The organism is Cupriavidus sp. GW822-FHT03E04 (assembly GCF_058801495.1).
The window spans coordinates 84,556-106,655 of sequence record NZ_JBXANI010000010.1 but is presented as its reverse complement, the minus strand read 5'-3'; the positions used below and the strand labels follow the sequence as shown (position 1 = coordinate 106,655).

Here is a 22,100-nt window from a genome sequence, read left to right as displayed (position 1 = left end):
CCGAAGACATCCATGCAAGACAACACCCAACACACGCACACTTATGTACGCATTGACGGCCACCGTGTGCACTGTGTCACCGCAGGCAGCGGCCAGCCGGTTCTGCTGATTCCCGGCTGGCCGCAGACGTGGTTCGCCTGGCGCCATGTCATGGCGGCGCTCGCACAACGCGGCTTTCTCGCCGTCGCGGTCGACCCGCCGGGCACTGGGCATTCCGACCGGCCGCCCACGGGCTACGACACCGGCGCCACTGCCCACACATTGCACCGCGTGATGGCCGCGCTGGGCCATGGCCGCTATCAGGTGGTCGGCCACGATGTGGGCATGTGGGTGGCCTACGCGCTGGCCAGCGACCATCCCGACGCAGTCACGCGGCTGGCGCTTACCGAGGCCGTGATCCCCGGACTTGCGCCTGCGCCGAGCATCTTCGCCCCGCCTGCCGAGAACAAGTTCCTGTGGCACTTCATGTTCAACCAGGTAGCCGATCTGCCCGAGACGCTGATCGCCGGGCGCGAGGCCGCCTACCTGAATTTCATGTTCGACCAGTGGTCCCATCGTCGCGACCGCGTGGCCGTGGACACCTACATCGCGGCCTATTCGGCGCCGGGCGGCCTGCGCGGCGGTTTCGCCTACTATCGCGCGATTCCGGAAACGGTGCGGCAGAACCGCGAACGCGCAAAGCGCAAGCTGGCGATGCCGGTGCTAGCCATCGGCGCGGAGCACGCCACCAACGATGCGCCACTGGAGACGCTGCGCGACAACGCCATCGACCTGCGCGGCGTGGTGGTGCCGGACTGCGGCCACTTCATCATGGAGGAGGCACCAGAGGCATTCATCGCTGAACTGCTGCCGTTCCTGGAAGCGCAGCAGGGAGGGCATGCGCATGTCCGTTGATGTAGATATCGTTCGCTTCCTGGCAGCGTTACCAGCAAGTGTCGGTGAGACGTCGCTAGTGGAAATGCGCCAGGCCACCGAACGAGATTTGCCTGCGCTGCACGGCCCCTTGCAGGAAGTGGCCGCGATCAAGGTGTTCAGCGTGACAGCCGATGACGGCTACGAGATCAGGATTCGCGGCTACTGGCCGACGGCGTCGCGGCAAGCTGACGCGCCGCTGCCCGCCATCGTGTTCGCGCACGGCGGCGGCTGGGTTCTCTGCTCGCTGGCGCTTTACGACAACCCCTGCCGTGCCTTGGCCAACGCCACCGGCTGCGTGGTGCTGTCGGTGGACTACAGGCTCGCGCCCGAGCACAAGTTCCCTGTGCCGCTGGAGGACGTGTATCGCGCGGTGGTGTGGGCATTCGACAAAGCTGCGGAACTCGGCATCGATCCAAAGCGGATCGCTGTAGGCGGCGACAGCGCCGGCGGCAACCTTGCCGCCGCTGCGGCCCTGTTGGCACGCGACCGCAATGGCCCCGCCATCGCGCATCAGTTGCTGCTGTATCCCGCGTTGGACAGCGCGATGGACTCGAACTCCTACGCCGAATTTTCCGAGGGCTACTACCTGACGCGAGATGTGATGGCATCCTGCTGGTCGGCCTACCTGCGCGGACCGGCGGACAACGGCTCGCCGTATGCGTCGCCGCTGCGCGCAGAGCGGCTCGATGGCCTGCCACCCGCCATCATTCTGGTCTGCGAGTACGACCCACTGCGCGACGAAGGCGAGGCTTACGCCCGCCGGCTCGCCGACGCGGGCGTCATCGTGCAACAGACTCGCTTGCCGGGCATGGTGCATGCCTGCATCCACCTGCTCGGCGTGGCGCCTGCTGCGCAATGCCTGTTCGATCGCGTCGGCGCGATGATGAAAGCGGCGCTACGGGCGTAACCGTCGGATGCCACTCAGGCGCGCAACGCGCCGGACGCTACCGGATGAACCTGGTGGACGCTGGGCAGGCCATCGCGCCGCCCGCGAGCAGCGCGTCATATCGCTCGCGGGCGGCATTCTCCGCGCGAATGCGGTAGGCGTGGGAACATCGAGTCCCATTTTTTACCTACACGTTTCCCGCACTGACGCTCTATTCTGTTAACCATGCCCGGTGGCGCAGCCCGCACATGCACGGGAGCCCCTCCGATTGGTTTTCCGAGGACGTGTACGTGGCCCCCATGTCCAAGAACTTCAAACGCGCCTCTACGAAAACGCCGGCCGCATCCGCTCGTCACGGTGCCGAGGGCAGCGACCGAACCCTGCTGTATTTCGGTTGCCTCACCCTGTTCATCTATCTGGCAACGCCGGCGGGTTTCCTGGTTGATGTACAGACGTCGTACATACTCAAGAACCAGTTGCATGCAACGGCAACGCAGATCTCGACATTCCGGCTGGTTACGGGCATACCCGTGTACATCGCGTTCGCTTTTGGCCTCGCGCGCGACCAATGGAACCCGCTGGGATTGCGCGATCGTGGCTTCTTCCTGATTTTCGCTCCGGTGACCGCGGTGGCATTCGTCTGGATAGCGTTTTCAGGTTTCTCATACGCGGGACTGGTCATCGGGATGCTGCTGGCAATGCTGTCGTCCCGATTTGTCGCCGCGGCCTATCAGGGCTTGATCGCCTTGGTGGGCCAGGAAAAACGCATGTCCGGGCGCCTGAGCGCGCTGTGCAACTTGGTCAGCTCCGTCCCGGTCGTTGCGGGCGCGTTCGCTTCCGGGTACATCTCCGATCATCTTGCCGCGAAAGAAGCCTTTATCCTGGTGGCGACGGTCACGTTATTGATTGCCGCGCTGGGGCTCTGGAAGCCCGTTTCCGTCTTCGGCCAACTCTACGATCAGCCGCAAGCCAGGGGCGCGGATCTCCTTGGCAACGTCAGCAGGCTGGCGAAGCATAAGGCCGTCTATCCAGCGGTTCTCATCTGCTTTCTGTGGAACTTTGCGCCAGGATCGGCCACTCCGCTACAGTTCTATCTGACCAATGTGCTGCATGCATCGGATTCCATTTACTCGTACTACAACGGGATCTTTGCCGCCGCGTTCATCCCGACATTTTTGCTGTATGGCTTTCTGTGCAAGAAAGTACCGCTGAACAAGCTGCTGTGGTGGGGAACGATCGTCGCAGTGCCACAGATGATTCCGCTAGCATTCATTCACTCAGCCAATCTCGCGCTTGTGTTGGCGGCTCCGATAGGGCTGATGGGCGGTGTAGCCACGGCAGCATATCTCGATCTCGCGATGCGGTCCTGCCCGCCTGGCTTGCAAGGCACCTTGATGATGCTGGTGGATGGCGTACTCGCGCTCTCGGCGCGTGCCGGGGATCTATTGGGCTCATGGATCTATAACAGCAGCCCAACGCACGGATTCACCTATTGCGTGATCGCGACGACCGTGGTGTACGCCCTGATCCTGCCCTTGATCCCGCTGGCGCCGAAAGAATTGATTGCTACCAAGGATGGCGAACCCAACCCGGAGGTCGAAGCCAAGGTGCTGAGCGAGATCCGGGAAACGTAAGCGAGTGACTTGTACCGTCGGGCCCGTACGTGGCGATCCGCTCTGATAGGGAGGCTCTGGATCGTACTCCATCTGGAGCTGTACTTCCTGTGCCACGTCATCGCCCATAAGGTCGGCCACTATGGATAAGGCAAAGTCGATCCTCGAGGTTACACCCGCACCAGTCATCCGGTTTCGATTCCGCACAACGCACTCGCGAACGGGTTCTGCTCCGAGCAGACTCAACTGATCGATAGAGGACCAATGGCAAGTTGCACGGTAGCCCGTGAGGAGGCCAGCCGCCCCCAAAACCAGGGATCCAGTGCAGACAGACGGATCTGTTCGAGCACCGTCGTCTTGAATTCGGCGCTGTACCCGCGCCTTCGCGCGCCGCCCAACTGTCGACACATTATCCATCGTCTCCACGATCTCCTTCGTGGGGACGATGCAGGATCGCTTCGATCAGCTCAAAGTGGGAAAGCTGGACGCTTACCGTTCGACGTCGAATCGAACGACGAGCTGCTGGCGCTCATCAGCGTGCTTCCTCTCGTTCCGTACATGGACCCTTCTCGCGTCAGCGCTAAAGAGTCAACTCTGAACTCACGGAACTTGCGCGCCCGTTGTTACGGCTGATCCACTGCATCGCGAACGCCGATGTGAGTCCGCCGATCGCGACAATCGCGACCAACAACCCGGGTGCCGCCTTGTTTCCGGTTGCATTTGCGATCAGTGTAGTGGCGAGAGGCGTAAATCCACCCAAGAGGGCAGCGGCAACGTTATAGCTGATCGCCAAGCCGCTGAAGCGAAGCCTTACGGGAAATAGACTCGATGCAAGTACGCCGAACGAGCCTGAGATCAGTGAGCATACAAGCGCCATGCTAAAAAACGTGAGATATGGAGGACGTGCGGGCGCCGTGAGCAGCGATGCGTAGAACGGGTAGGCACCCATGGCAATCGCTGCGCTACCGAGGATATACAAGCTGTAGGGGCGTATGCGATCTGCAGCATAGCCGACGACGACGATGGCAATCGACATAACTGCCACGGCGGTCATCACGAGACCGCTGGCTGCACGAGCCGAGAATCCGGCTACCTGTTCGAGGTACGGGACCATCGCAACGTTCAGCATTGCTATCAGCATCTGGTTCAACCCCACGATACCAACGCCAACCGCGATCTGCGAAGAGTACGTGCGTGTTACCTCCCATGCCGGCAATCGAGCGCGTTTTTGAGCTTGGACCGAGAGGAACATCGGCGTCTCACGCAGATTTCCACGCATGCATGCACCAACGACACCGAGCACGCCACCTGCAAGAAACGCCAGTCGCCAACCAAATGTGCCTATGTCCTCGGCATTCAGTATTGTATGCAGCCCCATGCTAATGCCGACGGCGAGTAAGCTCCCAGTATTGACGCACGAGAACATGAGGCCACACGCCAGTCCGGTCCGATTCGGAGCCGTCTCGACCACGTACGCAATTGCTCCTGGCAGTTCCCCGCCGACACATGCGCCCTGCACAAAGCGCATCAACACGAAAAGACTGGTCGCGGCGACTCCGAACGATGCATATGTGGGAATGCACGCCATGATGATCGTCGCGGCAGCCATCGTGATGAGCGATACGTTGAAGGCGGCGCGACGACCGAAGCGATCACCAATGTGACCGAGAACAAGACCGCCGACCGGTCTTGCGAAATAGCCGACAGCAAATGCAGCGAATGCAGCGGCCATCGACGTCGCCGGACTACCGGTTGGAAAGAACGCACGAGCGACGTATGGGGCAAACACGCCATAAACGATGAAGTCGTAGAACTCGAGGCCACCGCCGATGCTTGCAATCACTATCGTGCGCCAGTCGATTCTCTGCTCGGAGCGCGCGTGCGCGTCAGTGGGCGAACTGACACCGCTTGTTCCCATGTCATATCCTCCGCTCAATTCGGTTGTGTTCAGGGATGGAGTATTGCAGCGGCACGCGCAACGGCGTACTGTCGACGTTTCATCCGATCTTGGCTCAATGCATCGAGTTGCTCTCGTACTGCTCGTGGCGCACGATCCGGCGATCCCGAGTCGAACGGAGGAGCCGGGTCGTACTCGAGCAAAAGCTGGATGGTCTGTGCAGCCTCGGTGCTTACCAAATCGCCGACGACCTTCAGCGCCATATCGATGCCGGCAGTGACCCCACCCGAAGTAAAGAAACGTCCGTCCGTAGTCATGCGTTCGCGCGTAGGAGTCGCGCCAAAGTCTGCAAGCAGGTCAGCGGATTGCCAATGGCAGCTTGCACGCAGACCGTGTAGACAACCTGCTGCGCCGAGCAGCAAGGGGCCAGTGCAGATGCCAAACACGTAACGAGCCCCGGCCGATTGCTCGCGGACAAAATCGACGGTTCGAGGATCAAGCATGGCATCGTCTACACCAGGGCCACCCGGTACGACCAGCAAATCGTACTGGGGCGCCTCGGCAAAGGACGTCGTTGGCAACCAGGAAAATCCGCGCCCGCAGCGTACTGACTCGCGTGTTTTGGCGACCAAATCTACCTGCCAACTCTCGACTGCGCTTAGCACTTCGAGTGGACCGTTCATGTCCAACTGTGTGATTCCTGGATACATCAGCATCCCTACCCGAAATACAATGTCACTCATGTGAGCCGCTCCTTTGACTGGGCTGGTGTCCATTCTAAGGAGCGCAAAGTTGGCAAAAATGTCAAAGTCCCCGCCTTTCGTGCCACATGTCGAGCGACGTGTCGTTGCGGTCGCTTTTGACGACCATCAACCGCTAGATATTGTTGGACCGATGCAGGTATTCAATCTCGCGAATCGGGAAGGAATTCAGCCCCTGTATGAGGTGCGTGTGGTCGCAGAAGTGCCTGGAAGAGTACGAGTTGCCGCGGGGCCGGATATTGTCGTTGACGACGATCTGTCGCTGCTTCAGCTGGCAGATACAGTCATTGTGCCCGGCGGACCTGGAGTCGGCTCCGCCGCACAGAGCATGGCGCTGCGGCGTGCGTTGAACGCGAGCCGCGGTCGAGCACGGCGGATCTGCTCGGTTTGCACTGGCGCGTTCGTACTTGCGAGCGCCGGGTTGCTTGCGGGGCGCCGTGCGACTACGCACTGGGAGAAATGCGGCGAATTGGCCCGCCTGCATCGTGATGTTGAGGTGCTTACTTCGCCAATCTACGTCAACGATGGCGACGTTTGGACGTCCGCTGGTGTTACGGCCGGCATTGATATGGCACTTGCACTCGTAGAGCAGGACCACGGACATGTAATCGCCGCTCGGATCGCGAGGAAGCTGGTTGTGTATTTGCGGCGTCCTGGCGGCCAGCCCCAGTCCAGCGAGATGCTTGCAATGCAAGAACGTGCCGGCAACGGCCTTTATCTCGAACTCATGAACCGAGTCGCATCAACGCTATATCGTCCATGGAGTATCGAGGAATTGGCTGATGCGGTCGGCCAAACACCGCGAACTTTCCAGCGGCGCTTTAGAGAAGCGATGGGATGTTCGGCATTTGTCGCAGTACAGGACCTGCGACTCGCACGGGCCAGATTGCTGCTTGAAACGACTGACGCACTCACCGCAACGATTTCCAACAAGTGCGGTTTCGCGTCCGAAGAGCAGATGCGCCGGGCATTTCGGCGGAAGTTTGGGGCGCCGCCGGCATCGTTCAGGAGTTTCCCAAAGCAAAAGGAGACAGGAGCGGAATGACAGTGCGAGTGAAGCGCTAAAGCCCTCAGCGATTAGCTGCGTAGTCGGATGTGAACGCGACTACGCAAGCGAGGCATCCCAGGAAACTAGCACATGACAAGCAGGAATCTCAGACAAGGAGGTTGAATTTTCTCGACTATGCTTGGGAACCACACATCAGGAGACCACAATGGCCATTGAACATCCCCGCTATCGGGTAGCTGCTGTCCAGGCGGCGCCAGAGTTTCTTAATCTCGAGGCAACCGTTGACAAGACGATTTCGCTTATCGAAGAGGCTGCACTAGGCGGCGCAAGTCTCATTGCTTTCCCTGAAACGTGGATACCGGGATACCCATGGTTTGCCTGGCTTGGCGCGCCGATCTGGGGCATGAAATTCATTCAGGCATATCATGACAACTCGATGCTCATCGACAGCGTGCAGTTCGATCGCATCGCGCAAGCGGCATCGCGTTGCAACATCACCGTTGTGCTCGGCTTCAGCGAGAAAGACGCAGGAAGCCTGTACATTGCCCAGGCCATCCTGAGTCCTGAGGGGAAGACCATCGCCACGCGCCGCAAGCTGAAGCCCACTCATGTCGAACGCGCGCTCTTCGGCGAAGGCGATGGCAGCGACCTGGCTGTTCACGACACCAACCTCGGCAGGATTGGCGCCCTTTGCTGCTGGGAGCATCTTCAGCCACTTACCAAGTATGCGATGTATGCTCAGAATGAGCAGGTCCATATCGCCGCTTGGCCCAGCTTCTCGCTTTACGTCGACGCGGCTTACGCGCTCGGACCAGAGGTAAACAACGCCGCGAGTCGGTTGTATGCGGTCGAGGGCCAGTGCTTTGTAGTTGCGCCGTGCGCAACGGTTTCGCAAAAGATGATCGACATGCTTTGCGAGACACCCGAGCAGCAAGCGCTGCTGAAATTGGGGGGCGGCCATGCGCAAATCTACGGACCTGACGGCCGATCGCTGGCCGACCCGCTGCCTCCAGATGCGGAGGGGTTGCTATACGCGGACATTGACCTCGCAGCAATCACCCTCGCTAAAGCAGCTGCTGATCCGGCTGGGCATTACTCGCGCCCGGACGTGACACAACTGCTGCTGGACCGCAATCCAAAGCCTCGTGTCGTGCATGTGAAGTACGGCCAAAGTGCAAACGGCAACTTACCGGGCATGCGAGCCGTCGAGCATATAGAGCTCGAGGAAGGTGAACAGGTCTGAGCGTTCAAACGACGTCTCCGATCAAGCTGTCCCACAGGGGACTGAACGGCCCGGCTGTTATTCGCGCGAGCGGAACGCAGCCGGGCTTTGGCCGAACCGCCTCCGGAATGCGCGGCTGAAGTGTGCGGGATCGTTGAATCCCCAGCTCATGGCGATCTGCTTGATGCTCAACCCGGAACAAGCGACGTCGAGCAGCGTCGCCCGACATGCCTGCAGCCTTTGATCCCAGATCCACTCGGCGAGCGAACACCGTTCCGCCTCGAACACTCGATACATTGAGCTGACGGACACACCGAGCGCTTCGCTGATCGAGATGATGCTCAGGTCCGGATCCGATAGATGTTCGTGAATATAGGACTTGATCCGGTTCAAGTGAAACAGCTTCAAGGTCGGTAGCGATCCGACCTGCGAAGCCGGCAAAGTCGCCAGGGCCGTAGCGACGAGATCGAGCACGGCGTTGGAGACAGATGCCTGTGTCTGACCAGCCATCGCTTCTGCATGCTCTGTTAATCCCACCACCAACTCCCCTAGCAGGCGCCCTATGCCCTGGCTGCCGCGAATGGCGATGGCCGTCAACCGTTCCGCCGATGGTGCTCGCACACGCAGGCGGTCGCGTGGCACCGTCACGACCAGTTGTTCGAAGTCCTCCCGGAACACGAGTTCGTAGGGACGAGTGCTGTCATAGATCACAAAATCCCCAGCTGCAAGTACTGCACGCCGACCATCTTGGCGTACTTCCCCCTCACCTGCCAATTGGAAGCTGACCAGGAACAGTTCGTCCTGAGTCTGCCGGATCAGTCGCGACGTCCGCCGCACGTGCTGGCCATTGGAATTCACCACCGCAAGTTCGATGTCCGCGAGATCACTCTGGGTGATGCGACCAGAAAACTGCCGCCCTCCATTGAGCTTAACGGGGTCGAAGTCCAGTTTGACGAAGGCGCGACTGATAGCGTCTCGCCAAAAGTCCAACCGCTCTTCAACAGGTGCGGAATCGGTACTCGTGCTTTTCATCGTCTAACGCATGAACAGGACATCAGTGATGTCTTGGATTGGTGCTGCTCGCCGAACAGTAATAGCCCAGGCACGCCATTTCCCGGGAGAAATCATCGGAACCGGGCCGGCAAGCTGAATCAACGATGTCGGGAGCGTGGTGCAATACCCGCGATCTTTGGCATTGCAGAATGGAACCGACCGGCAGGGGGGACTTCCTTGCCGAAACTTCCTCTGGGTATACTAAATGAAAACTCGTTTCGCCAGCTTGCTGTTTCTCTCGTTGATGGTGGCAACCTCTGCCAAGGCAACCGTTCTCGCGACCGATCCTGCGGACTATGTGCCTTTGCCACCGGGCACTAACCTCGGCCTGCTTTATTACCAGCACAGTGAGAGCACCGCTTTCTATGCCGACGGAAGGCGCACGCCGGCACCCTTTGATGTCCAGTCGGATATCGGCGTTGTCCGCTATATCCACTACGCAAGCCTCTTCGGCTTCACAGTGACGCCGCAGGTCATCATGCCCTTCGGCAGCGTGCGCATGAGTGCCCCGGCCAATCTTCATTCGAATGGTACTGGCGATCCGTTCATCGGCTCGGCGATCTGGTTCATCAACGACCCTGATCACCAGCGCTATCTCAGCACCGCCCAGTTCGTCTCCGCTCCGCTTGGGACCTACCACACCGATCAGGGATCCCTCAATCTCGGCGCACACCGCTGGACAGCCGTGACGCATCTGAACTATTCCCAGAACATCACTGGTCCAGTTTTCCTCGACTTGACAGGCGAAGTGGCTTTCTACGGCACTAACAACGATTTCGCTGGGGCTGACTACAAGCAGCGGCCGACGTTCAGCCTGCAAAGTCACCTCCGCTACGAACTCAGCAACAGAACACGGATCGCGATCACCTATTACCACACCGCGGGCGGCCGTACCGAACTCAACGGCGTCACTCAGAGCGCAAGCATGTCGACCGATACGTGCTTATTCACAGTGGCTCACTTCTTGACACCATCACTGCAACTGGAAATCCAGGGCGGCCAGGACGTACACGTGCGCAACGGCCCCAAGGACAAGCTTCGGCTCAATCTGCGTTTAGCAAAAGCGTTTTAGCGATCGCAAGCGCGCCTGAGATATTGATGCAGCACTTATGCCGGAGAACAGGATCGATGAACGGCAAGCCCTGGGCCAATGCACAGCATGCGCGAAAACCGGTTTCCTTAGCGATGACATCAAGCGGATGCCGGCCCTGTTCGATCATCAGTCGCTCCGCCTCCAGTCGCAGCCCTTCGATTGCCTTGGCGGGAGACTGCCCCGTTTCCAGCGTGAACACACGACCGAACTAGCGCGGACTCAGATGAACAGTCTCGGCCAGTTCCTCCACGGTCAGCGAACGGCTCCGATTCTAACGTGCATAGTTCGGCGCATTCTGGATGCGATCAGAATTTGGCGCTAGGTCGAGCATTTTGGAATGCTGGGACCGCCCGCCCGCCCGACGCTGATGCATAACCAGCTTGTGCGCCGACCAAGATGGCGCCCGCCTAGCCAACGACGAAGTGCGCGTTGACCATGGTGAAAGGAAGGATGGAAATGCGACGGATGACAGTATTGGACTCATAGACGATTGACGAATCAGACCCGCGGCTCAAGCCAGTAATGCGTCGAGCCTTTCGTTCAACGTGCTCAGCGCTGCTCCGGTCGCAGGGAGCTTATGCACGTTCTTTCCGTCCACGAAGAACAAGGTAGGGTAGGAGGACGCACCAAGTCCGCGCGCCAGTTCGAAGTCCACTTTCGCCTGTGCCTTGCCAAAGCCGTCTGACAGAGCACGCAATGCCAACTTCTCGTCGAGACCATGGGCCGATGCGATGCCCGCGATCGTTGCAGGATCGGACAGGCTAAGACCTCGACCGTAGAACGCCGCCTGCAGTTCATGGGCCCAATGCACGGCACGCCCAGGGGCTTGCGCCCGCAGTACAGCCAGGCCCGCGGCGGCATCGACGGAGTCCATGACCATGTTGCCGTGCCTCAGCAGACTCTGATAGGCCTCGCCAAATACGGCGCCGGTCAGCTGGGCGATTCGCTCGTTGGCCTGCGGGATGTGGGGGTAACTGGCGATCGGCTTAGCGCGCTCGCCAACGAACAGGCCGCCACTAATGGCGCTGAACGCGACCTTATTGCGATTGGCGGCTTCGAACTCGCTCATGCGCTCCGAAAAGCCCCAGCACCAACCGCAGTAGGCGTCCGTGACGTACACGACGGACTTGGGCGGCAGATTGAATGCGTGCATGGTGTTGCCTCCTTCTCGCGCTTTTTTCCCACTACCACTTCATTTCGCCCTTGCCGACCTTGGCGCCGATGTCCAGGGCGATGCCGAGTCCAGCGGTGGGATATGCGGCCTTCATCGCGCCGATGAGCGTGGCACTATCGTCTGCCTGCCCCAATTCAGCATCCCAACGCTGCAGATATGCCTGCGTGAAGGCGACTTGGGAGACGTTTTGCTCCTGACCCGGAGCAGAGTGGCCTGGCACCACAATTGTCGGCAGTAGCGCGGCGATATCGCTAAGCTTCTTGGACCAAGCAGCGCGGTCTTCAGCGCTAGCGGCGTCAGCCGTCCAGACGTGTAGACCGGCGAACACATTCACTCCACCGACTACGGCCTTGATAGAGGGGATCCAGACATAGCTACGGTGTGGCAGGCGATCTTTCGTGCCACGGATTTCCAGCGTCTGACCTTCCAGCGTGATCGTGTTGCCGACGAGAACCTCTGGCAGGCTGACACTCTTTGGAGCGTTCGCGCCCATCTTCGGCGGCCAGAACGCCAGCTTCTTGGGCAACGTAGCTTCAATCTTCTTGATGGTCGGAGCAGTAGCGACGACTTTCACATCAGGGAAGTACGTCTTCAGGACGTCGATGCCAAAGTAGTAGTCGGGATCTGGCTGGCTGATATAGATCAGCTTCAGCGTCTTGCGGCTATCCAACACCATTGCGGTGATGCGCAATGCGTCTGCTCGGGTGAAGCCCGTATCGAGCAGCACAGCGTCGGTTTTGCCCGTCACCAGCACCGAGTTGACATTGAAGCTGTCCGCGTCAGCGTTGTAGACCTTCAAACTCAGCGGTCCGGGCTGGGCGTGGGCGGTTACCGCGGTAAGCGCAAATGCTGCAGCAGTAACCAAGCTGGTGAGCGAGCGAGCGATCATGGAGTTCTCCTGTTGGCAGCGGGATGCTGTCGTCAGGTGAACTATATTGACTACCAAAAGAGAGATAAACTGCGTTTCGATTAAATGTTTGTCAACTAAACCGAGCAAATGACATGGACAGACTGACGGCGATGCGCGTCTTCATCGAGATCGTGGATCGAGGAAGCGTTAGTGCGGCGGCAGACACGCTCGGCATGTCCAGAGCGATGGCAAGCCGTTATCTCGAGGGGCTGGAGGATTGGCTTGGTGCACGGCTCCTGCACCGCACTACACGTAGGCTCGCCTTGAGCGATGCGGGTGAGCGAGCGTTGGAGAACTGTCGCGAAATGGTTGCGCTGGCCGAAGACGTCGCCGCGCAAACAAGCCAGGGTGGTGGCGAAGCGCACGGGCGACTGCGGCTGACTTCGTCGCCGGCGTTCGCGCAAGCGCAGTTGACTTCGGCGATCGTGGATTTCCAGGCACTTCATCCCTTAGTGGAAATCGAGTTGATCCTGGTTGACCGAGCGGTCAACCTCGTGGAGGACCGTATCGACTTGGCCGTGCGTCTCAGCAATCGGATCGACCCCGGGCTTGTCGCTCGTCGACTAGCGACCTGCCATTCAGTCCTATGCGCCTCACCGGCGTACCTCAAGCGTGCGGGCGTTCCCAAATCCCCCGAAGACCTACGCACTCACCGCTGTATCATCCATAGCACCGCGTTCGCGCCCGAATACCACCTACGGCTCGAAGGTCAACTGACAACAATTGAAGCTCAAGGAATCCTCACCGCGAACGAGACCTCCATAATGCGGGCAGCCGCACTGGCGGGTGGCGGAATCGTAATGCTGCCCACGTTCTATGTGGGCGACGACCTGGCTCGAGGTACGTTACAGCCTGTGCTGCCCAAGTACGCGCTCGATCCCTTGGAAGTTCAAGCCGTCTTTCTATCTCGTCGGCATCAACCCAAGCCCTTACGACTTCTCATTGAGTTCCTTGCCGATCGTTTTGGTGGCGAGGTCGCGCCGTGGGACGCGAGGACGCACGGCGCGCGTTGAGCGTTTCGTACGCGGGCTGAGTTGCAGCTAGCAAGGGACGAAGAACAGCGGCAAGAGATCGCTTACAGACAGGACGTCCGTCTCGAGAGGAATTCCAGTTTCCACGTTATTCTCCTTTCTCATACGAATCCGGCGAGATCCAACGTTAGGGGACAGCCGCCGGACGATTTCAATAGACCGGGTTAGCAAGCCCCAAGTGAATTGGGCATTGGAAGCACCGCGCTATAGTTCGGCGACGAAGCGGCGGATGGCTGCCGCAACTGCAGACGGTGCTTCTAGCGGCGACAAGTGGCCGATGCCGGGTAGCACCTCAAGGCGCGCGCCGGCAATTCTCGGCAGCAATTCGGCACGCAGCGTTTCCACGCGATCTACCTTGTCCAGCTCGCCGGAGATCACCTGTACGGGCACGTTGATGGCGGCCACGTCGGCGGTGATGTCCTCGCGCATCGCCAAGTTCGGCCATGCGGCCTTGGCTTGCGGCGCACCGCGCAGGCTATCTTCGATCACCTGCTCGCGGCGCACCGGTGCGAGCGGTGTGGCAGTCAGGACGTTGTCCAGCACCCAGCCGATTGATTCGCGCGACGCATAAGCGCCTACCATGGCCGTGCGTTGCTCGTCAGACACCATCATCGGCGACGGCGGCGACGGTGCCACGAGCACCACGCCTTCCAGCCCCGGCAGCCCGCGCGACGCCAGCAGTTGCGCAGTCTTGCCGCCCATCGAATGACCGACGAGCACGTAGCGCTTCAAGCCCAGCGCTTCGATCACGCCTTGCGCGTCGTCGGCAAGGTCGGCGATCGTGTAGCCGGCTTCCGGGGCGTCCGAATGACCCCAGCCGCGGTGGTCGGTCGCCACCGTCCGATAATTTTCCGACAGCTCGTCTGTGACGAACTGCCAGGTTCGTGACGATCCGCCGTAGTAGTGCAGAAACACCAGCACCAGGTCGCCTTGCCCCTTCTCGGTAACGCGAATCCGGATGCCGTTTGATTGGATGTCCATTGTCATCTCGCTGCTTCGTCTGTTTGTGTGGATTCAGATGCGGTCCATATTTGGCTTGCTCGCCGTTCGAACCGTGTCGTTATCGTAGACACTGGCTTCAGAATTTATAATTGTCGTTTCGTGACCTGCAGTCGATAATATAGTTATCGAATCAAGGGGACGGAAGATGGACCGATTCACTTGTATCGGCGTATTCGTGGCCGCGTTTGACGAAGGCAGCCTAGCCGCGGCCGCCCGGCGTTTCGGACTCTCGCCTGCCATGGCAGGCAAGTATGTGACCGCGCTCGAGACGGAGCTGAACGCGCGGTTGCTCCAGCGCACCACCCGCCGCCTGAGCCTGACCGACGTGGGGCACACCTATTACGACCGGTGCAAGCGGATTCTCGAAGCGTTTGACGAGGCGAATCGCGAGGCAAGCGATTCACAAAGCGTCGCCCGCGGCGTGTTACGAATCGCCGCGCCCATGACGTTCGGTGCGATGCATCTGGGAGGTGTTGTGGCGCGCTATATCGAGGCGCACCCACACGTCAACGTCGAGGTGCTGTTGAACGATCGCTATGTCGATCTGCTGGATATCGGAGCGGATTTAGCAATCCGGATCGGTCGGCTACCTGACTCCGGCCTCGTCGCACGGCGGATTGCTCCCTGTCGTATGGCGGTGTGCGCGTCCCCCGCCTATCTGCAGAAGCACGGCACGCCGCACACGGTGGAGGACCTGCAGGGCGCGCAGCGGCTTGTGTTCAGCGAGGCCGTGTCAGCCGGTGACTGGACATTGATAGACACGACAGGCCGCGCGCACGTCATCGGCGGTACGTGCCGCATTAACGCCAACAACATGCAGCTGCTGCTGGCTGCGGCACTGGAAGGCGCCGGCCTCGCCTATGGACCAACGTTCGTCTTCGGCGAGTACGTTGCGCGTGGTGAGTTGGTCGCGCTGCTCCCCTCCTACCGCGCGACGGAGTTGACGATCCAAGCGGTCTATCCGAGCACGCGTCACGTGCCACTCAAAGTACGCCAGTTCATCGACCAACTAATTGGAGCATTCGGCGACCAACCTCCTTGGGATCACCTGCAGCCATCGCATGGAGCCCATGCGATGTCACGGTCTGCTTCGAGGGGCTAGCCTTACATGGTCACACGACAAAGCTAGTGATCAGCGCTTTCTCGCGTGAAGCGAAGTGCATGTCGAGCGACAGTAGAATTCAATGTCTCTGCGCATAAGTGTTCCGTCGGGCTTGTTTGATGAGTAGCACCTGCCGTCGCTAGACGGTTCTGTAGCCGCCTCGAACCCATTCCAGGATTGCCGCGGCGTACTCTTCCGCGCGGTCTTCCCAGGCGAAGTGCCCGCTGTCGAGCAGCAGGGAGCGAGTTCTCGGCAACGACTTGTTCAGGACGTCGGCGTTTTCAGGAGGGACAAGTGGATCATGCGCACCCCATATGCTCAGGATCGGGGTTCGAATGCTGGGGAATGCCGCAGGCAGAATCGGAAGATCGATGGGGTAGGCGCGCACATAGGCCATCGCCTCGATGAAGCGCCGGCCAGCCGAAGCCGCCAGATAGTCCTTCAGGGCTTGAGGCTCAGGCTTGGACTTCATCATCGAGTCAATCGCGGCAGCGGCGAACGTCTCACCATTCATTTCTTCGAAGGCAACCGTCGATGGCGCGTTGATGATGTCCTTCAACGCGCCCGCCGTGAGCGCTGCATCGGTGGCGCCGCTGCCCACTACCAAGCTCTCGAACAGTTCCGGCTGTGCCTGGGCCGCAAAGAGAAGAGCAGAGGTGCCGACGTCAGGCCCGACGGCATGGACACGGCCAAGGCCGAGCGCCGCCAGAATCTTGGGAATGAAATCGCCCATTGCTCTGGGCGACATCAATTGCTGTCGACTTTCCGAGAGTCCAAAGCCGGGAAGATCGAATGCAAGGAGGGAGGCTTCCGCGCTGAGGATCGGCCAAATTCGCTGGAAGGCATATAGACTTTCCGGCCATGGACTCGTGAGCACGATAGGAATTCGTCCTTCAACTCCGTTACGTTGGAAGCGGATTTTCAAGCCATCTACTTCGATGAACTCCATGCTGTCTGGGTTTATTGGTTTCGTCATGATGTGTTCCTTGGTTTGCATGCAATGTCGCTGTGACGGGATCTCTTTGTGGGTGTTAAGTACCGCACCGCTGCCCGGCACGCCAAAGTGCGCCTCCAGCATCGCCGGCACATTCGGCAGCATCGTGGCCACCCTATTGCCGACGCCGACGCCCATTCGAGCCAGCGCATCGGCAAGGCGGCGGCAGCGCGCGAAGGGCTCGCCCCATGTTTGGCGGCGCTCGCCATAGATCAGGGCAAGTCGCTGCAGATACACCAGCGCCGTGTGTTCGTTGAAAGACAGCGGCGACAAGGCAACGAGTTTGGCGGCGTTGCGTTCGAGGCCAGCCGCGTATGGATTGGTCTTTGCCACCGCCATGTTCCCACTCAGAACATCGTGTTCGTGTTGTTGGTCATTTCCGGAACCGGTTGCAGTACGTCCCAGTGCTCGACGATCTTTCCATCGGCATCGAAACGGAAAATGTCTACGCCAGCGGTTTCCTTGCCGCCCCAGTCCAGGTAGCGCACGTGGATGAAAGCCAGGTCGCCGTCGATCGCAATGCGCTTGACTTCGCACGGCACCTTGCCAACCTGCTTGATGTAGCCGGCGATGAAATCGGTGCCATCCGGAAACAGCGGGTTGTGCTGGATATACGGGCCGGCAACCAGGCCTGGCAGCAGCTCTGACTCGCCTTGGTTGAAGATGCGCGCGTAGATGGTGTCGATTGCGGCTTGGATGCGATCTCTATTCATGGGTTCACCTCTTGATTGTGGTGAACTGTATTGAATCAATCGCGAAGGAGATTAGCCATGTCGATAATTCGCTAACACATATCAATTCGTCTCATTCATGCTAACATGAGACGATGGACGCATTGAATGGTTGGTTGAAAGCAGTTCGGGCCGACGGCTTGGTGCTGGTGCGCACACGCGTGGCAGGGCCATGGGGGTTTGCGGTGCAAGCTCGCGATGCCGTGGTGTTTCATTTCGTCGCGGCGGGGCGCGCCTTCGTCCGCCAAGCCGATGCGGCAACCATCGAGTTGCAGGCTGGTGAAATGGTCATGTTTCCGCGTGGCCATGCGCATGAAGTGGCGTACTCAAAGCGCGGCCGAGCCATACCGCTCGAATCCTTCCTCGCCCAGCGCGATGGCGTTCTCGACAGCAATCCAAACGCCACCACGTTGATTTGCGGTCAGTTCAACGTGGATCAGCACCTGGCGCTTCCTGCTCTGCGGGCATTGCCTCAAGTCGTGGCGTTGCGCGCCGGAATGGAACCTGGCAGCTCATCGCTAAGCGATACGCTACGCATGCTGCGTCACGAAGTGGAGACGTCGAACTTCGGCAACCATATCGTGGTGCGCAACCTGCTCTCATCCCTGTTCGTTTACTTCATGCGCGGTTGGGCCGATGCGGCTTCTCCGGCGGCGAACGACTGGTTTTCAGCTTTGCGCTCGCCGCAGATGACACGGGTTCTCGCGCGTATACACGAAGCACCCGACCGTGCATGGACACTGGAGGAACTCGCCAAAGAAGCTCGCTTGTCGCGTGCTGCTTTTGCCCGCAACTTCTGCGCCTTGGTCGGCGAGCCACCACACCAATATCTGACGCGCTGGCGCATGGGCATTGCCGCGCAACTGCTGGAGGAAACCGAGTTGCGACTTGGCGAGATTGCCTCGCGCGTTGGCTATAGGTCGGAATTTTCGTTCAGTCGTGCCTTCAAGTTGGCTCGGGGGGTTTCGCCGACCCAGCACCGCCGCGCACCACGGCGCCACGCGCCTGCTGGCCAGCGCGAGCCTGGATCGGTTACATCATAGGTCTATGTTCAAACTGAAGGCCCACGTTGTCTGCCAAGCTCCCAGGACGCGCCACCACCGCGCAACGTTGCCAGCAGATTACGCGCGAGGATGAGGCGCCGACTAGCCTGTTCGGCCAGCCCCTGTTCAGTCAGGAAATCGGCGCGCTGCCGCGGCGCATCCTTGATCTCGCTACCAAAGCCCAAGTCACCCTGCCCCTTGCCGCCACCGATCAGCTACTGGTCGAGCCAAGTGGCGCCAATCACGCGCGCCTGCCGCTCAATTAGCAGGTGCGATTTCAGTTCCACGGTCACGCTGCCGCCCAGGCGCTGCGCATTGTGCTGGCGGCCCCGCTCAGTCGAATCTCCGGGCACATCAGGGGCCATTTCCGGACCGCGTTGGCCACGGTGTCGCGAACGACCTTGAATGCTGGTTGTTCCGGGACGCCCAGTTCCCCGCAGAACGTGCGAATGATGGCGGGGCTGATGCTCGGTTTGGCCGCCCGCCCGCGTGCTTCATCCTTCTTGGGTTTCGCCATCAGTTCTGGCGGCGGGATGTGCAACGCATGCCCGCTGCGCTTGTTGTAGGCGGAGTCGATTTGAGGCCGATCGCGGGGAACAAGGACGACCAAGTCCTGTTTGATATCGTCGGAAATCCGTTCGGGATCTCGCTGTTCCGCGCTGATCCGGTGCGCCCTCCCTGTAGGGAGAGCGCGAGATCGAGTTCAGGCTACTCGTCGAACGGCGCTCCGTTCAGCACCGCCTGCCCGTCGGGCATCGCCATCGGCGCGCGATTGTGCGCGATGCAGGTGCATATGTGGTTAAAGTGCTGGTAGGGCTGCTTGGTGTCGAGCTCTTCGCAGAGGAGCTCGTAGAAGCCTCGTTTAAAGCCCAGGCGTGGATAGCGCTTCACGACTTCAGCCACGTCTGCGGGGTCGAGCTTGGCGTCAGGGAGTCCGACGACATCGTACAGGATCCCGAGCTCCACCAGGCGCGCTTCGTCCTCCTTGTAGAGATTGATGTCCCATGTATGCAGAGCGATCGTGCTCCACACCTGCCACGACCGGATATCCGGCACGCCCCGATCCTTGAGGAACCGGCGGGCCGCATGAGCACCCTCGATCTCGAAGCGATGCGGGCCGCGCCCATGTTCTGTGAAGCCGAGGTCGTGCAACGTCGCCGAGAGGAACATCAACTCGCGATCAGCCTTGGAATTTTCCTGCCGTGCAAACAGCTCGGTAAACCAGTAGCACCGCATGACGTGGTTGTAGAGCATCGCGCTGGACGACGATTGCACGAACTCCTCAGCTTCCCGGGCCAACTGGGTCTCCGGTGCTTTAATTCCTGAGATCATAAGTACCTCCTGCAGTGTGCCCTACACGATGGTTGATCGAGGTAACGGGCATGCCCGATCCCCCGCCGGCAATGAAGATGGTGTTGCCTGCGAGTTTCATGTTTCCGCTCCTTCTTGAGGGTTAGCTACCGGTGTCAGTCAGGGAACCGGTCGCCAAACATCGGCAAGCCGCCGAGGGACTGTGTCTTGGTTGCCTCTGGCCTGGGTAGCTGCCGACGTCGTCCGAATCGAAGGCGGTAAGCACGTCCCAATGCTCGGCGAGCCATCTGCCGGCCACTGCCGGAAACGCGTCCGTGCGAGATCACGTAATCCTCCTCAGCTGCGATGGCGTGATTTTCGTATTCCAGCGCGCGCGGCACCGTCCGGACCTGGTTGAACAGTCCGTCGGGGCTGGGCGCAATGTGAGCGCTGCGCTGAATGTAGCCATCCGACCAATACTGGTCGGCGGCCGCGTAATCCCGCTTGTTGATGAACGTATCGAAGGCGCCGAGAACGAGCGCCGTGCTCTGCTCTTGTGTGAGCTTGCCTGCGGCGCGCACATCCGCGAATTCATGAATCAATCGCACGTGCTCTTTGGCCGACTTCAGGGGCAATAGATGGCCAGTGTCCGGCACGATCTGTAGAACGGCATGCGGAACGCACAACAATGGCTCTGCCTTGAAAAGCTCGATGGAATCGGCCACATCGAGTTCGCCCGCGATGACGATGGTCGGCACGTTGATTGCCGGCACGTCACTGGTGATGTTCAGAGTGAGTTCACCGTCGCTGCTGTCGGAGGTGATTGTCATGACAGTCTCCTCGACCTTTGACGGCTATACTTGGCACCCACACTGCCACCTGCGCGCCGCCGCAAGATTCGCAAAGATAGGCATCGATGATCGGGTAGCTCTGTGAAAAGGCTTAGCCCGGACGAGCCATCTTGACGTTGCCTAGCAGTACATCCGAAAAACCCTCCGCAGGCCCGCTGACATTCACCTGCTCAAAGTAGTCGTACCAGCCGGACGCAGCAATCCGGCGCTCGAATTCGCGCTGAAACTCAGCACTCGGCACGCGATAGACGCAAAAGAAATCGTACGGCGCACGACGATCCGTTTCGCAGGCGTTCTTGCCATAGGCGATGACATCGACGCCGGCATCTTTCATTCCGTTTACCGACTCGATAACTTTTTTAATAAAATCGGCCCGCTCATTTTCGGAGAATTTGGCCCAGGCAGGACCGTAGTTGTAGAGTTCGACAAATATCTGTTGCACGGATGTTACCTCCGAGTGTGCTAAATGAAGCCATTCCTCGATGAAAAGCGTGGTTGCAGCAACGTCGAGGTGAATTATTTCGTGATGATCCCATGCCGTCCCTTGACGTATTTTGCATTGGCTACTCGGCGAAAGGTGAATTGCGCGGGAGATCAACTGCAGACATACACTTATACTCAGGCACGTACATCGTTGTGCATTTCGCTGGCCAACGGCCAGCGAAGAAATTCGCGACCCGTTCTAACCCACCGCGTTGACGCGACAAAACCTCTCAGCTGTCGAATGGAGCGTCGTTGATGAGGTCGCACAGGTTTGGACAACCGAAGCCATGAACATGGCGATGTCCAATATCGACCAATCCGGTGCCAAAAGATGTATGGGGCTTTTTCCTGACGACTTCAGCTAACGCTTCCGTAAACGCGGCCTTCATTCCTATCCGAGGGTAAAGAGCAAGCACATCATCAACTAGGGATGGCGTAATTTCATCAAGTCGAAGCCCAAAAAGGTCGGCATAAGCCCCGATGTGAATCAGTGCAACCTCGGACTGCTTGCGATCAACGATGCCCGTGGAAGTGTGGAGAGCGATGGCATCCCAGACAAGCTCGGCCTTGGATTTCGGGTAGTCGTTCTCGAGCAGGAACCTGTTGGCAGCATCGGCGCTATCAACCTCGAAGCGCTGGTCCGCCGCGAATTCGTCGGAGAGACTGAGGTCGTGCAGAATTGCGGCTAGGTAGACAAGCTCGCGGTCGTACGCTAGCCCCCGCCGCTTGGCGATAAATTCTGCAAACCACCAGGTCCGGTGCAAGTGGTTAAGCAGTACCTTTGAATGGACCCGTTCGACGAGCGATACCGCTTTCCGGGTGAGCGCAGAATCCGGGGCGCTGACGCCTCCGATAGTGACTGGCGTGTTCATGTGTCCTCCGCGAACGTGAAGTGAACGAGGCTTTCAGTCTAGGCGCCCTCAGCTTGGCGCAAATGACTGTTTTCAGTCTATTTGTGCCAAAATTCAATCTTGTACATACGCGAGGCGAAAATGAGGAAGCGGACGGAGGCGCGTAAGCAGCCTAAGGCTGGCCGGCAT

Annotated in this window: 22 protein-coding genes and 3 pseudogenes; 9 read left to right on the top strand and 16 right to left on the bottom strand. The window is 59.5% G+C overall.

What is annotated here, in order from left to right; all coding sequences use genetic code 11:
- Positions 1–12: 12 nt before the first annotated feature.
- From AC1RQC_RS15950 to AC1RQC_RS15940, 3 genes are all read left to right on the top strand, one after another.
- Positions 13–894, top strand: coding sequence for an alpha/beta fold hydrolase (locus tag AC1RQC_RS15950; protein ID WP_492372156.1), 882 nt, complete (start codon positions 13–15; stop codon positions 892–894).
- Complete coding sequence (locus tag AC1RQC_RS15945; protein WP_492807081.1) at positions 884–1,822, top strand: alpha/beta hydrolase; 939 nt, start codon at positions 884–886, stop codon at positions 1,820–1,822. The genes AC1RQC_RS15950 and AC1RQC_RS15945 overlap by 11 nt, the downstream gene beginning before the upstream one ends.
- 278 nt (positions 1,823–2,100) lie before the next feature.
- Complete coding sequence (locus AC1RQC_RS15940) at positions 2,101–3,435, top strand: MFS transporter (RefSeq protein WP_492372154.1); 1,335 nt, start codon at positions 2,101–2,103, stop codon at positions 3,433–3,435.
- Between the two features lie 126 nt (positions 3,436–3,561).
- Here AC1RQC_RS15940 and AC1RQC_RS15935 read toward each other — a convergent pair.
- The 3 genes and pseudogenes from AC1RQC_RS15935 to AC1RQC_RS15925 all read right to left on the bottom strand — a co-directional run.
- Positions 3,562–3,831: pseudogene (locus AC1RQC_RS15935) on the bottom strand (DJ-1/PfpI family protein); the annotation flags it as partial.
- Between the two features lie 163 nt (positions 3,832–3,994).
- Positions 3,995–5,332, bottom strand: coding sequence for an MFS transporter (locus AC1RQC_RS15930; RefSeq protein ID WP_492883933.1), 1,338 nt, complete (start codon positions 5,330–5,332; stop codon positions 3,995–3,997).
- A 29-nt stretch (positions 5,333–5,361) separates the two neighbouring features.
- Entirely contained in the window at positions 5,362–6,054 is a 693-nt protein-coding gene (locus tag AC1RQC_RS15925; protein ID WP_492829551.1) for a DJ-1/PfpI family protein, read from the bottom strand.
- A gap of 58 nt (positions 6,055–6,112) precedes the next feature.
- On the opposite strand from AC1RQC_RS15925, the gene AC1RQC_RS15920 reads away from it, so the two are divergent.
- Both AC1RQC_RS15920 and AC1RQC_RS15915 read left to right on the top strand, forming a co-directional pair.
- The gene (locus tag AC1RQC_RS15920; RefSeq protein WP_492829606.1) at positions 6,113–7,117 is read left to right on the top strand and encodes a GlxA family transcriptional regulator; all 1,005 of its coding nucleotides are present in this window, start codon (positions 6,113–6,115) and stop codon (positions 7,115–7,117) included.
- Positions 7,118–7,286: 169 nt separating this feature from the next.
- Positions 7,287–8,324 (top strand): carbon-nitrogen hydrolase family protein, encoded by a 1,038-nt coding sequence (locus tag AC1RQC_RS15915; RefSeq protein ID WP_492883931.1) that lies wholly within the window; start codon positions 7,287–7,289, stop codon positions 8,322–8,324.
- A gap of 57 nt (positions 8,325–8,381) precedes the next feature.
- Here the strand turns inward: AC1RQC_RS15915 and AC1RQC_RS15910 are convergent, their stop codons facing one another.
- Positions 8,382–9,335, bottom strand: a complete 954-nt coding sequence (locus AC1RQC_RS15910) for an AraC-like ligand-binding domain-containing protein (RefSeq protein WP_492372150.1) — start codon at positions 9,333–9,335, stop codon at positions 8,382–8,384.
- A 226-nt stretch (positions 9,336–9,561) separates the two neighbouring features.
- Between AC1RQC_RS15910 and AC1RQC_RS15905 the strand changes: the two genes are divergently transcribed.
- Positions 9,562–10,428 (top strand): transporter, encoded by an 867-nt coding sequence (locus AC1RQC_RS15905; RefSeq protein WP_492829546.1) that lies wholly within the window; start codon positions 9,562–9,564, stop codon positions 10,426–10,428.
- A 91-nt stretch (positions 10,429–10,519) separates the two neighbouring features.
- Here AC1RQC_RS15905 and AC1RQC_RS15900 read toward each other — a convergent pair.
- The 3 genes and pseudogenes from AC1RQC_RS15900 to AC1RQC_RS15890 all read right to left on the bottom strand — a co-directional run.
- Positions 10,520–10,837 (bottom strand): annotated as a pseudogene (locus AC1RQC_RS15900) (helix-turn-helix domain-containing protein); the annotation flags it as partial.
- A gap of 123 nt (positions 10,838–10,960) precedes the next feature.
- Positions 10,961–11,602: a DsbA family protein gene (locus tag AC1RQC_RS15895; RefSeq protein ID WP_492372148.1), complete on the bottom strand. Its 642-nt coding sequence runs from the start codon at positions 11,600–11,602 to the stop codon at positions 10,961–10,963.
- A 31-nt stretch (positions 11,603–11,633) separates the two neighbouring features.
- Positions 11,634–12,512 (bottom strand): MBL fold metallo-hydrolase, encoded by an 879-nt coding sequence (locus tag AC1RQC_RS15890; RefSeq protein WP_492372147.1) that lies wholly within the window; start codon positions 12,510–12,512, stop codon positions 11,634–11,636.
- A gap of 113 nt (positions 12,513–12,625) precedes the next feature.
- On the opposite strand from AC1RQC_RS15890, the gene AC1RQC_RS15885 reads away from it, so the two are divergent.
- A complete protein-coding gene (locus AC1RQC_RS15885) occupies positions 12,626–13,546 on the top strand; it encodes a LysR family transcriptional regulator (protein ID WP_492883929.1) in 921 nt (306 codons plus the stop codon).
- Positions 13,547–13,768: 222 nt separating this feature from the next.
- On the opposite strand, the gene AC1RQC_RS15880 is transcribed toward AC1RQC_RS15885, so the two are convergent.
- Positions 13,769–14,545, bottom strand: a complete 777-nt coding sequence (locus AC1RQC_RS15880) for an alpha/beta fold hydrolase (RefSeq protein ID WP_492883927.1) — start codon at positions 14,543–14,545, stop codon at positions 13,769–13,771.
- Between the two features lie 166 nt (positions 14,546–14,711).
- Here AC1RQC_RS15880 and AC1RQC_RS15875 point away from each other — a divergent pair, with 166 nt between their 5' ends.
- Positions 14,712–15,668, top strand: coding sequence for a LysR family transcriptional regulator (locus AC1RQC_RS15875; protein ID WP_492883925.1), 957 nt, complete (start codon positions 14,712–14,714; stop codon positions 15,666–15,668).
- Between the two features lie 139 nt (positions 15,669–15,807).
- Here AC1RQC_RS15875 and AC1RQC_RS15870 read toward each other — a convergent pair whose 3' ends face one another.
- Both AC1RQC_RS15870 and AC1RQC_RS15865 read right to left on the bottom strand, forming a co-directional pair.
- A complete protein-coding gene (locus AC1RQC_RS15870; protein WP_492883923.1) occupies positions 15,808–17,001 on the bottom strand; it encodes an alpha/beta fold hydrolase in 1,194 nt (397 codons plus the stop codon).
- 8 nt (positions 17,002–17,009) lie between these two features.
- Positions 17,010–17,375 (bottom strand): nuclear transport factor 2 family protein, encoded by a 366-nt coding sequence (locus AC1RQC_RS15865; protein WP_492829531.1) that lies wholly within the window; start codon positions 17,373–17,375, stop codon positions 17,010–17,012.
- A 113-nt stretch (positions 17,376–17,488) separates the two neighbouring features.
- Here AC1RQC_RS15865 and AC1RQC_RS15860 point away from each other — a divergent pair, with 113 nt between their 5' ends.
- Positions 17,489–18,436, top strand: a complete 948-nt coding sequence (locus AC1RQC_RS15860) for an AraC family transcriptional regulator (RefSeq protein WP_492372142.1) — start codon at positions 17,489–17,491, stop codon at positions 18,434–18,436.
- A 59-nt stretch (positions 18,437–18,495) separates the two neighbouring features.
- On the opposite strand, the pseudogene AC1RQC_RS15855 reads toward AC1RQC_RS15860, so the two are convergent.
- From AC1RQC_RS15855 to AC1RQC_RS15830, 6 genes and pseudogenes are all read right to left on the bottom strand, one after another.
- Positions 18,496–18,789 (bottom strand): annotated as a pseudogene (locus AC1RQC_RS15855) (DUF3363 domain-containing protein); the annotation flags it as partial.
- Complete coding sequence (locus AC1RQC_RS15850; protein WP_492372180.1) at positions 18,726–19,046, bottom strand: hypothetical protein; 321 nt, start codon at positions 19,044–19,046, stop codon at positions 18,726–18,728. The pseudogene AC1RQC_RS15855 and the gene AC1RQC_RS15850, both read right to left, overlap by 64 nt.
- Positions 19,047–19,144: 98 nt before the next feature.
- Complete coding sequence (locus tag AC1RQC_RS15845; protein WP_492372141.1) at positions 19,145–19,768, bottom strand: HD domain-containing protein; 624 nt, start codon at positions 19,766–19,768, stop codon at positions 19,145–19,147.
- Positions 19,769–19,902: 134 nt separating this feature from the next.
- Complete coding sequence (locus AC1RQC_RS15840) at positions 19,903–20,556, bottom strand: alpha/beta fold hydrolase (protein WP_492883921.1); 654 nt, start codon at positions 20,554–20,556, stop codon at positions 19,903–19,905.
- Positions 20,557–20,668: 112 nt separating this feature from the next.
- Complete coding sequence (locus AC1RQC_RS15835; protein WP_492883919.1) at positions 20,669–21,019, bottom strand: DUF6616 family protein; 351 nt, start codon at positions 21,017–21,019, stop codon at positions 20,669–20,671.
- 271 nt (positions 21,020–21,290) lie between these two features.
- Positions 21,291–21,932: an HD domain-containing protein gene (locus tag AC1RQC_RS15830; protein WP_492883917.1), complete on the bottom strand. Its 642-nt coding sequence runs from the start codon at positions 21,930–21,932 to the stop codon at positions 21,291–21,293.
- Positions 21,933–22,100: the final 168 nt, after the last annotated feature.

What these genes read in the sequence shown, in the direction of transcription:
- AC1RQC_RS15950 (WP_492372156.1), top strand. Translation starts at nt 13, where the DNA reads ATGCAAGACAACACCCAACACACGCACACTTATGTACGCATTGACGGC.
- AC1RQC_RS15945 (WP_492807081.1), top strand. Translation starts at nt 884, where the DNA reads ATGTCCGTTGATGTAGATATCGTTCGCTTCCTGGCAGCGTTACCAGCA.
- AC1RQC_RS15940 (WP_492372154.1), top strand. Translation starts at nt 2,101, where the DNA reads ATGTCCAAGAACTTCAAACGCGCCTCTACGAAAACGCCGGCCGCATCC.
- AC1RQC_RS15930 (WP_492883933.1), bottom strand. Translation starts at nt 5,332, where the DNA reads ATGGGAACAAGCGGTGTCAGTTCGCCCACTGACGCGCACGCGCGCTCC.
- AC1RQC_RS15925 (WP_492829551.1), bottom strand. Translation starts at nt 6,054, where the DNA reads ATGAGTGACATTGTATTTCGGGTAGGGATGCTGATGTATCCAGGAATC.
- AC1RQC_RS15920 (WP_492829606.1), top strand. Translation starts at nt 6,113, where the DNA reads ATGTCAAAGTCCCCGCCTTTCGTGCCACATGTCGAGCGACGTGTCGTT.
- AC1RQC_RS15915 (WP_492883931.1), top strand. Translation starts at nt 7,287, where the DNA reads ATGGCCATTGAACATCCCCGCTATCGGGTAGCTGCTGTCCAGGCGGCG.
- AC1RQC_RS15910 (WP_492372150.1), bottom strand. Translation starts at nt 9,335, where the DNA reads ATGAAAAGCACGAGTACCGATTCCGCACCTGTTGAAGAGCGGTTGGAC.
- AC1RQC_RS15905 (WP_492829546.1), top strand. Translation starts at nt 9,562, where the DNA reads ATGAAAACTCGTTTCGCCAGCTTGCTGTTTCTCTCGTTGATGGTGGCA.
- AC1RQC_RS15895 (WP_492372148.1), bottom strand. Translation starts at nt 11,602, where the DNA reads ATGCACGCATTCAATCTGCCGCCCAAGTCCGTCGTGTACGTCACGGAC.
- AC1RQC_RS15890 (WP_492372147.1), bottom strand. Translation starts at nt 12,512, where the DNA reads ATGATCGCTCGCTCGCTCACCAGCTTGGTTACTGCTGCAGCATTTGCG.
- AC1RQC_RS15885 (WP_492883929.1), top strand. Translation starts at nt 12,626, where the DNA reads ATGGACAGACTGACGGCGATGCGCGTCTTCATCGAGATCGTGGATCGA.
- AC1RQC_RS15880 (WP_492883927.1), bottom strand. Translation starts at nt 14,545, where the DNA reads ATGGACATCCAATCAAACGGCATCCGGATTCGCGTTACCGAGAAGGGG.
- AC1RQC_RS15875 (WP_492883925.1), top strand. Translation starts at nt 14,712, where the DNA reads ATGGACCGATTCACTTGTATCGGCGTATTCGTGGCCGCGTTTGACGAA.
- AC1RQC_RS15870 (WP_492883923.1), bottom strand. Translation starts at nt 17,001, where the DNA reads ATGGCGGTGGCAAAGACCAATCCATACGCGGCTGGCCTCGAACGCAAC.
- AC1RQC_RS15865 (WP_492829531.1), bottom strand. Translation starts at nt 17,375, where the DNA reads ATGAATAGAGATCGCATCCAAGCCGCAATCGACACCATCTACGCGCGC.
- AC1RQC_RS15860 (WP_492372142.1), top strand. Translation starts at nt 17,489, where the DNA reads ATGGACGCATTGAATGGTTGGTTGAAAGCAGTTCGGGCCGACGGCTTG.
- AC1RQC_RS15845 (WP_492372141.1), bottom strand. Translation starts at nt 19,768, where the DNA reads ATGATCTCAGGAATTAAAGCACCGGAGACCCAGTTGGCCCGGGAAGCT.
- AC1RQC_RS15840 (WP_492883921.1), bottom strand. Translation starts at nt 20,556, where the DNA reads ATGACAATCACCTCCGACAGCAGCGACGGTGAACTCACTCTGAACATC.
- AC1RQC_RS15830 (WP_492883917.1), bottom strand. Translation starts at nt 21,932, where the DNA reads ATGAACACGCCAGTCACTATCGGAGGCGTCAGCGCCCCGGATTCTGCG.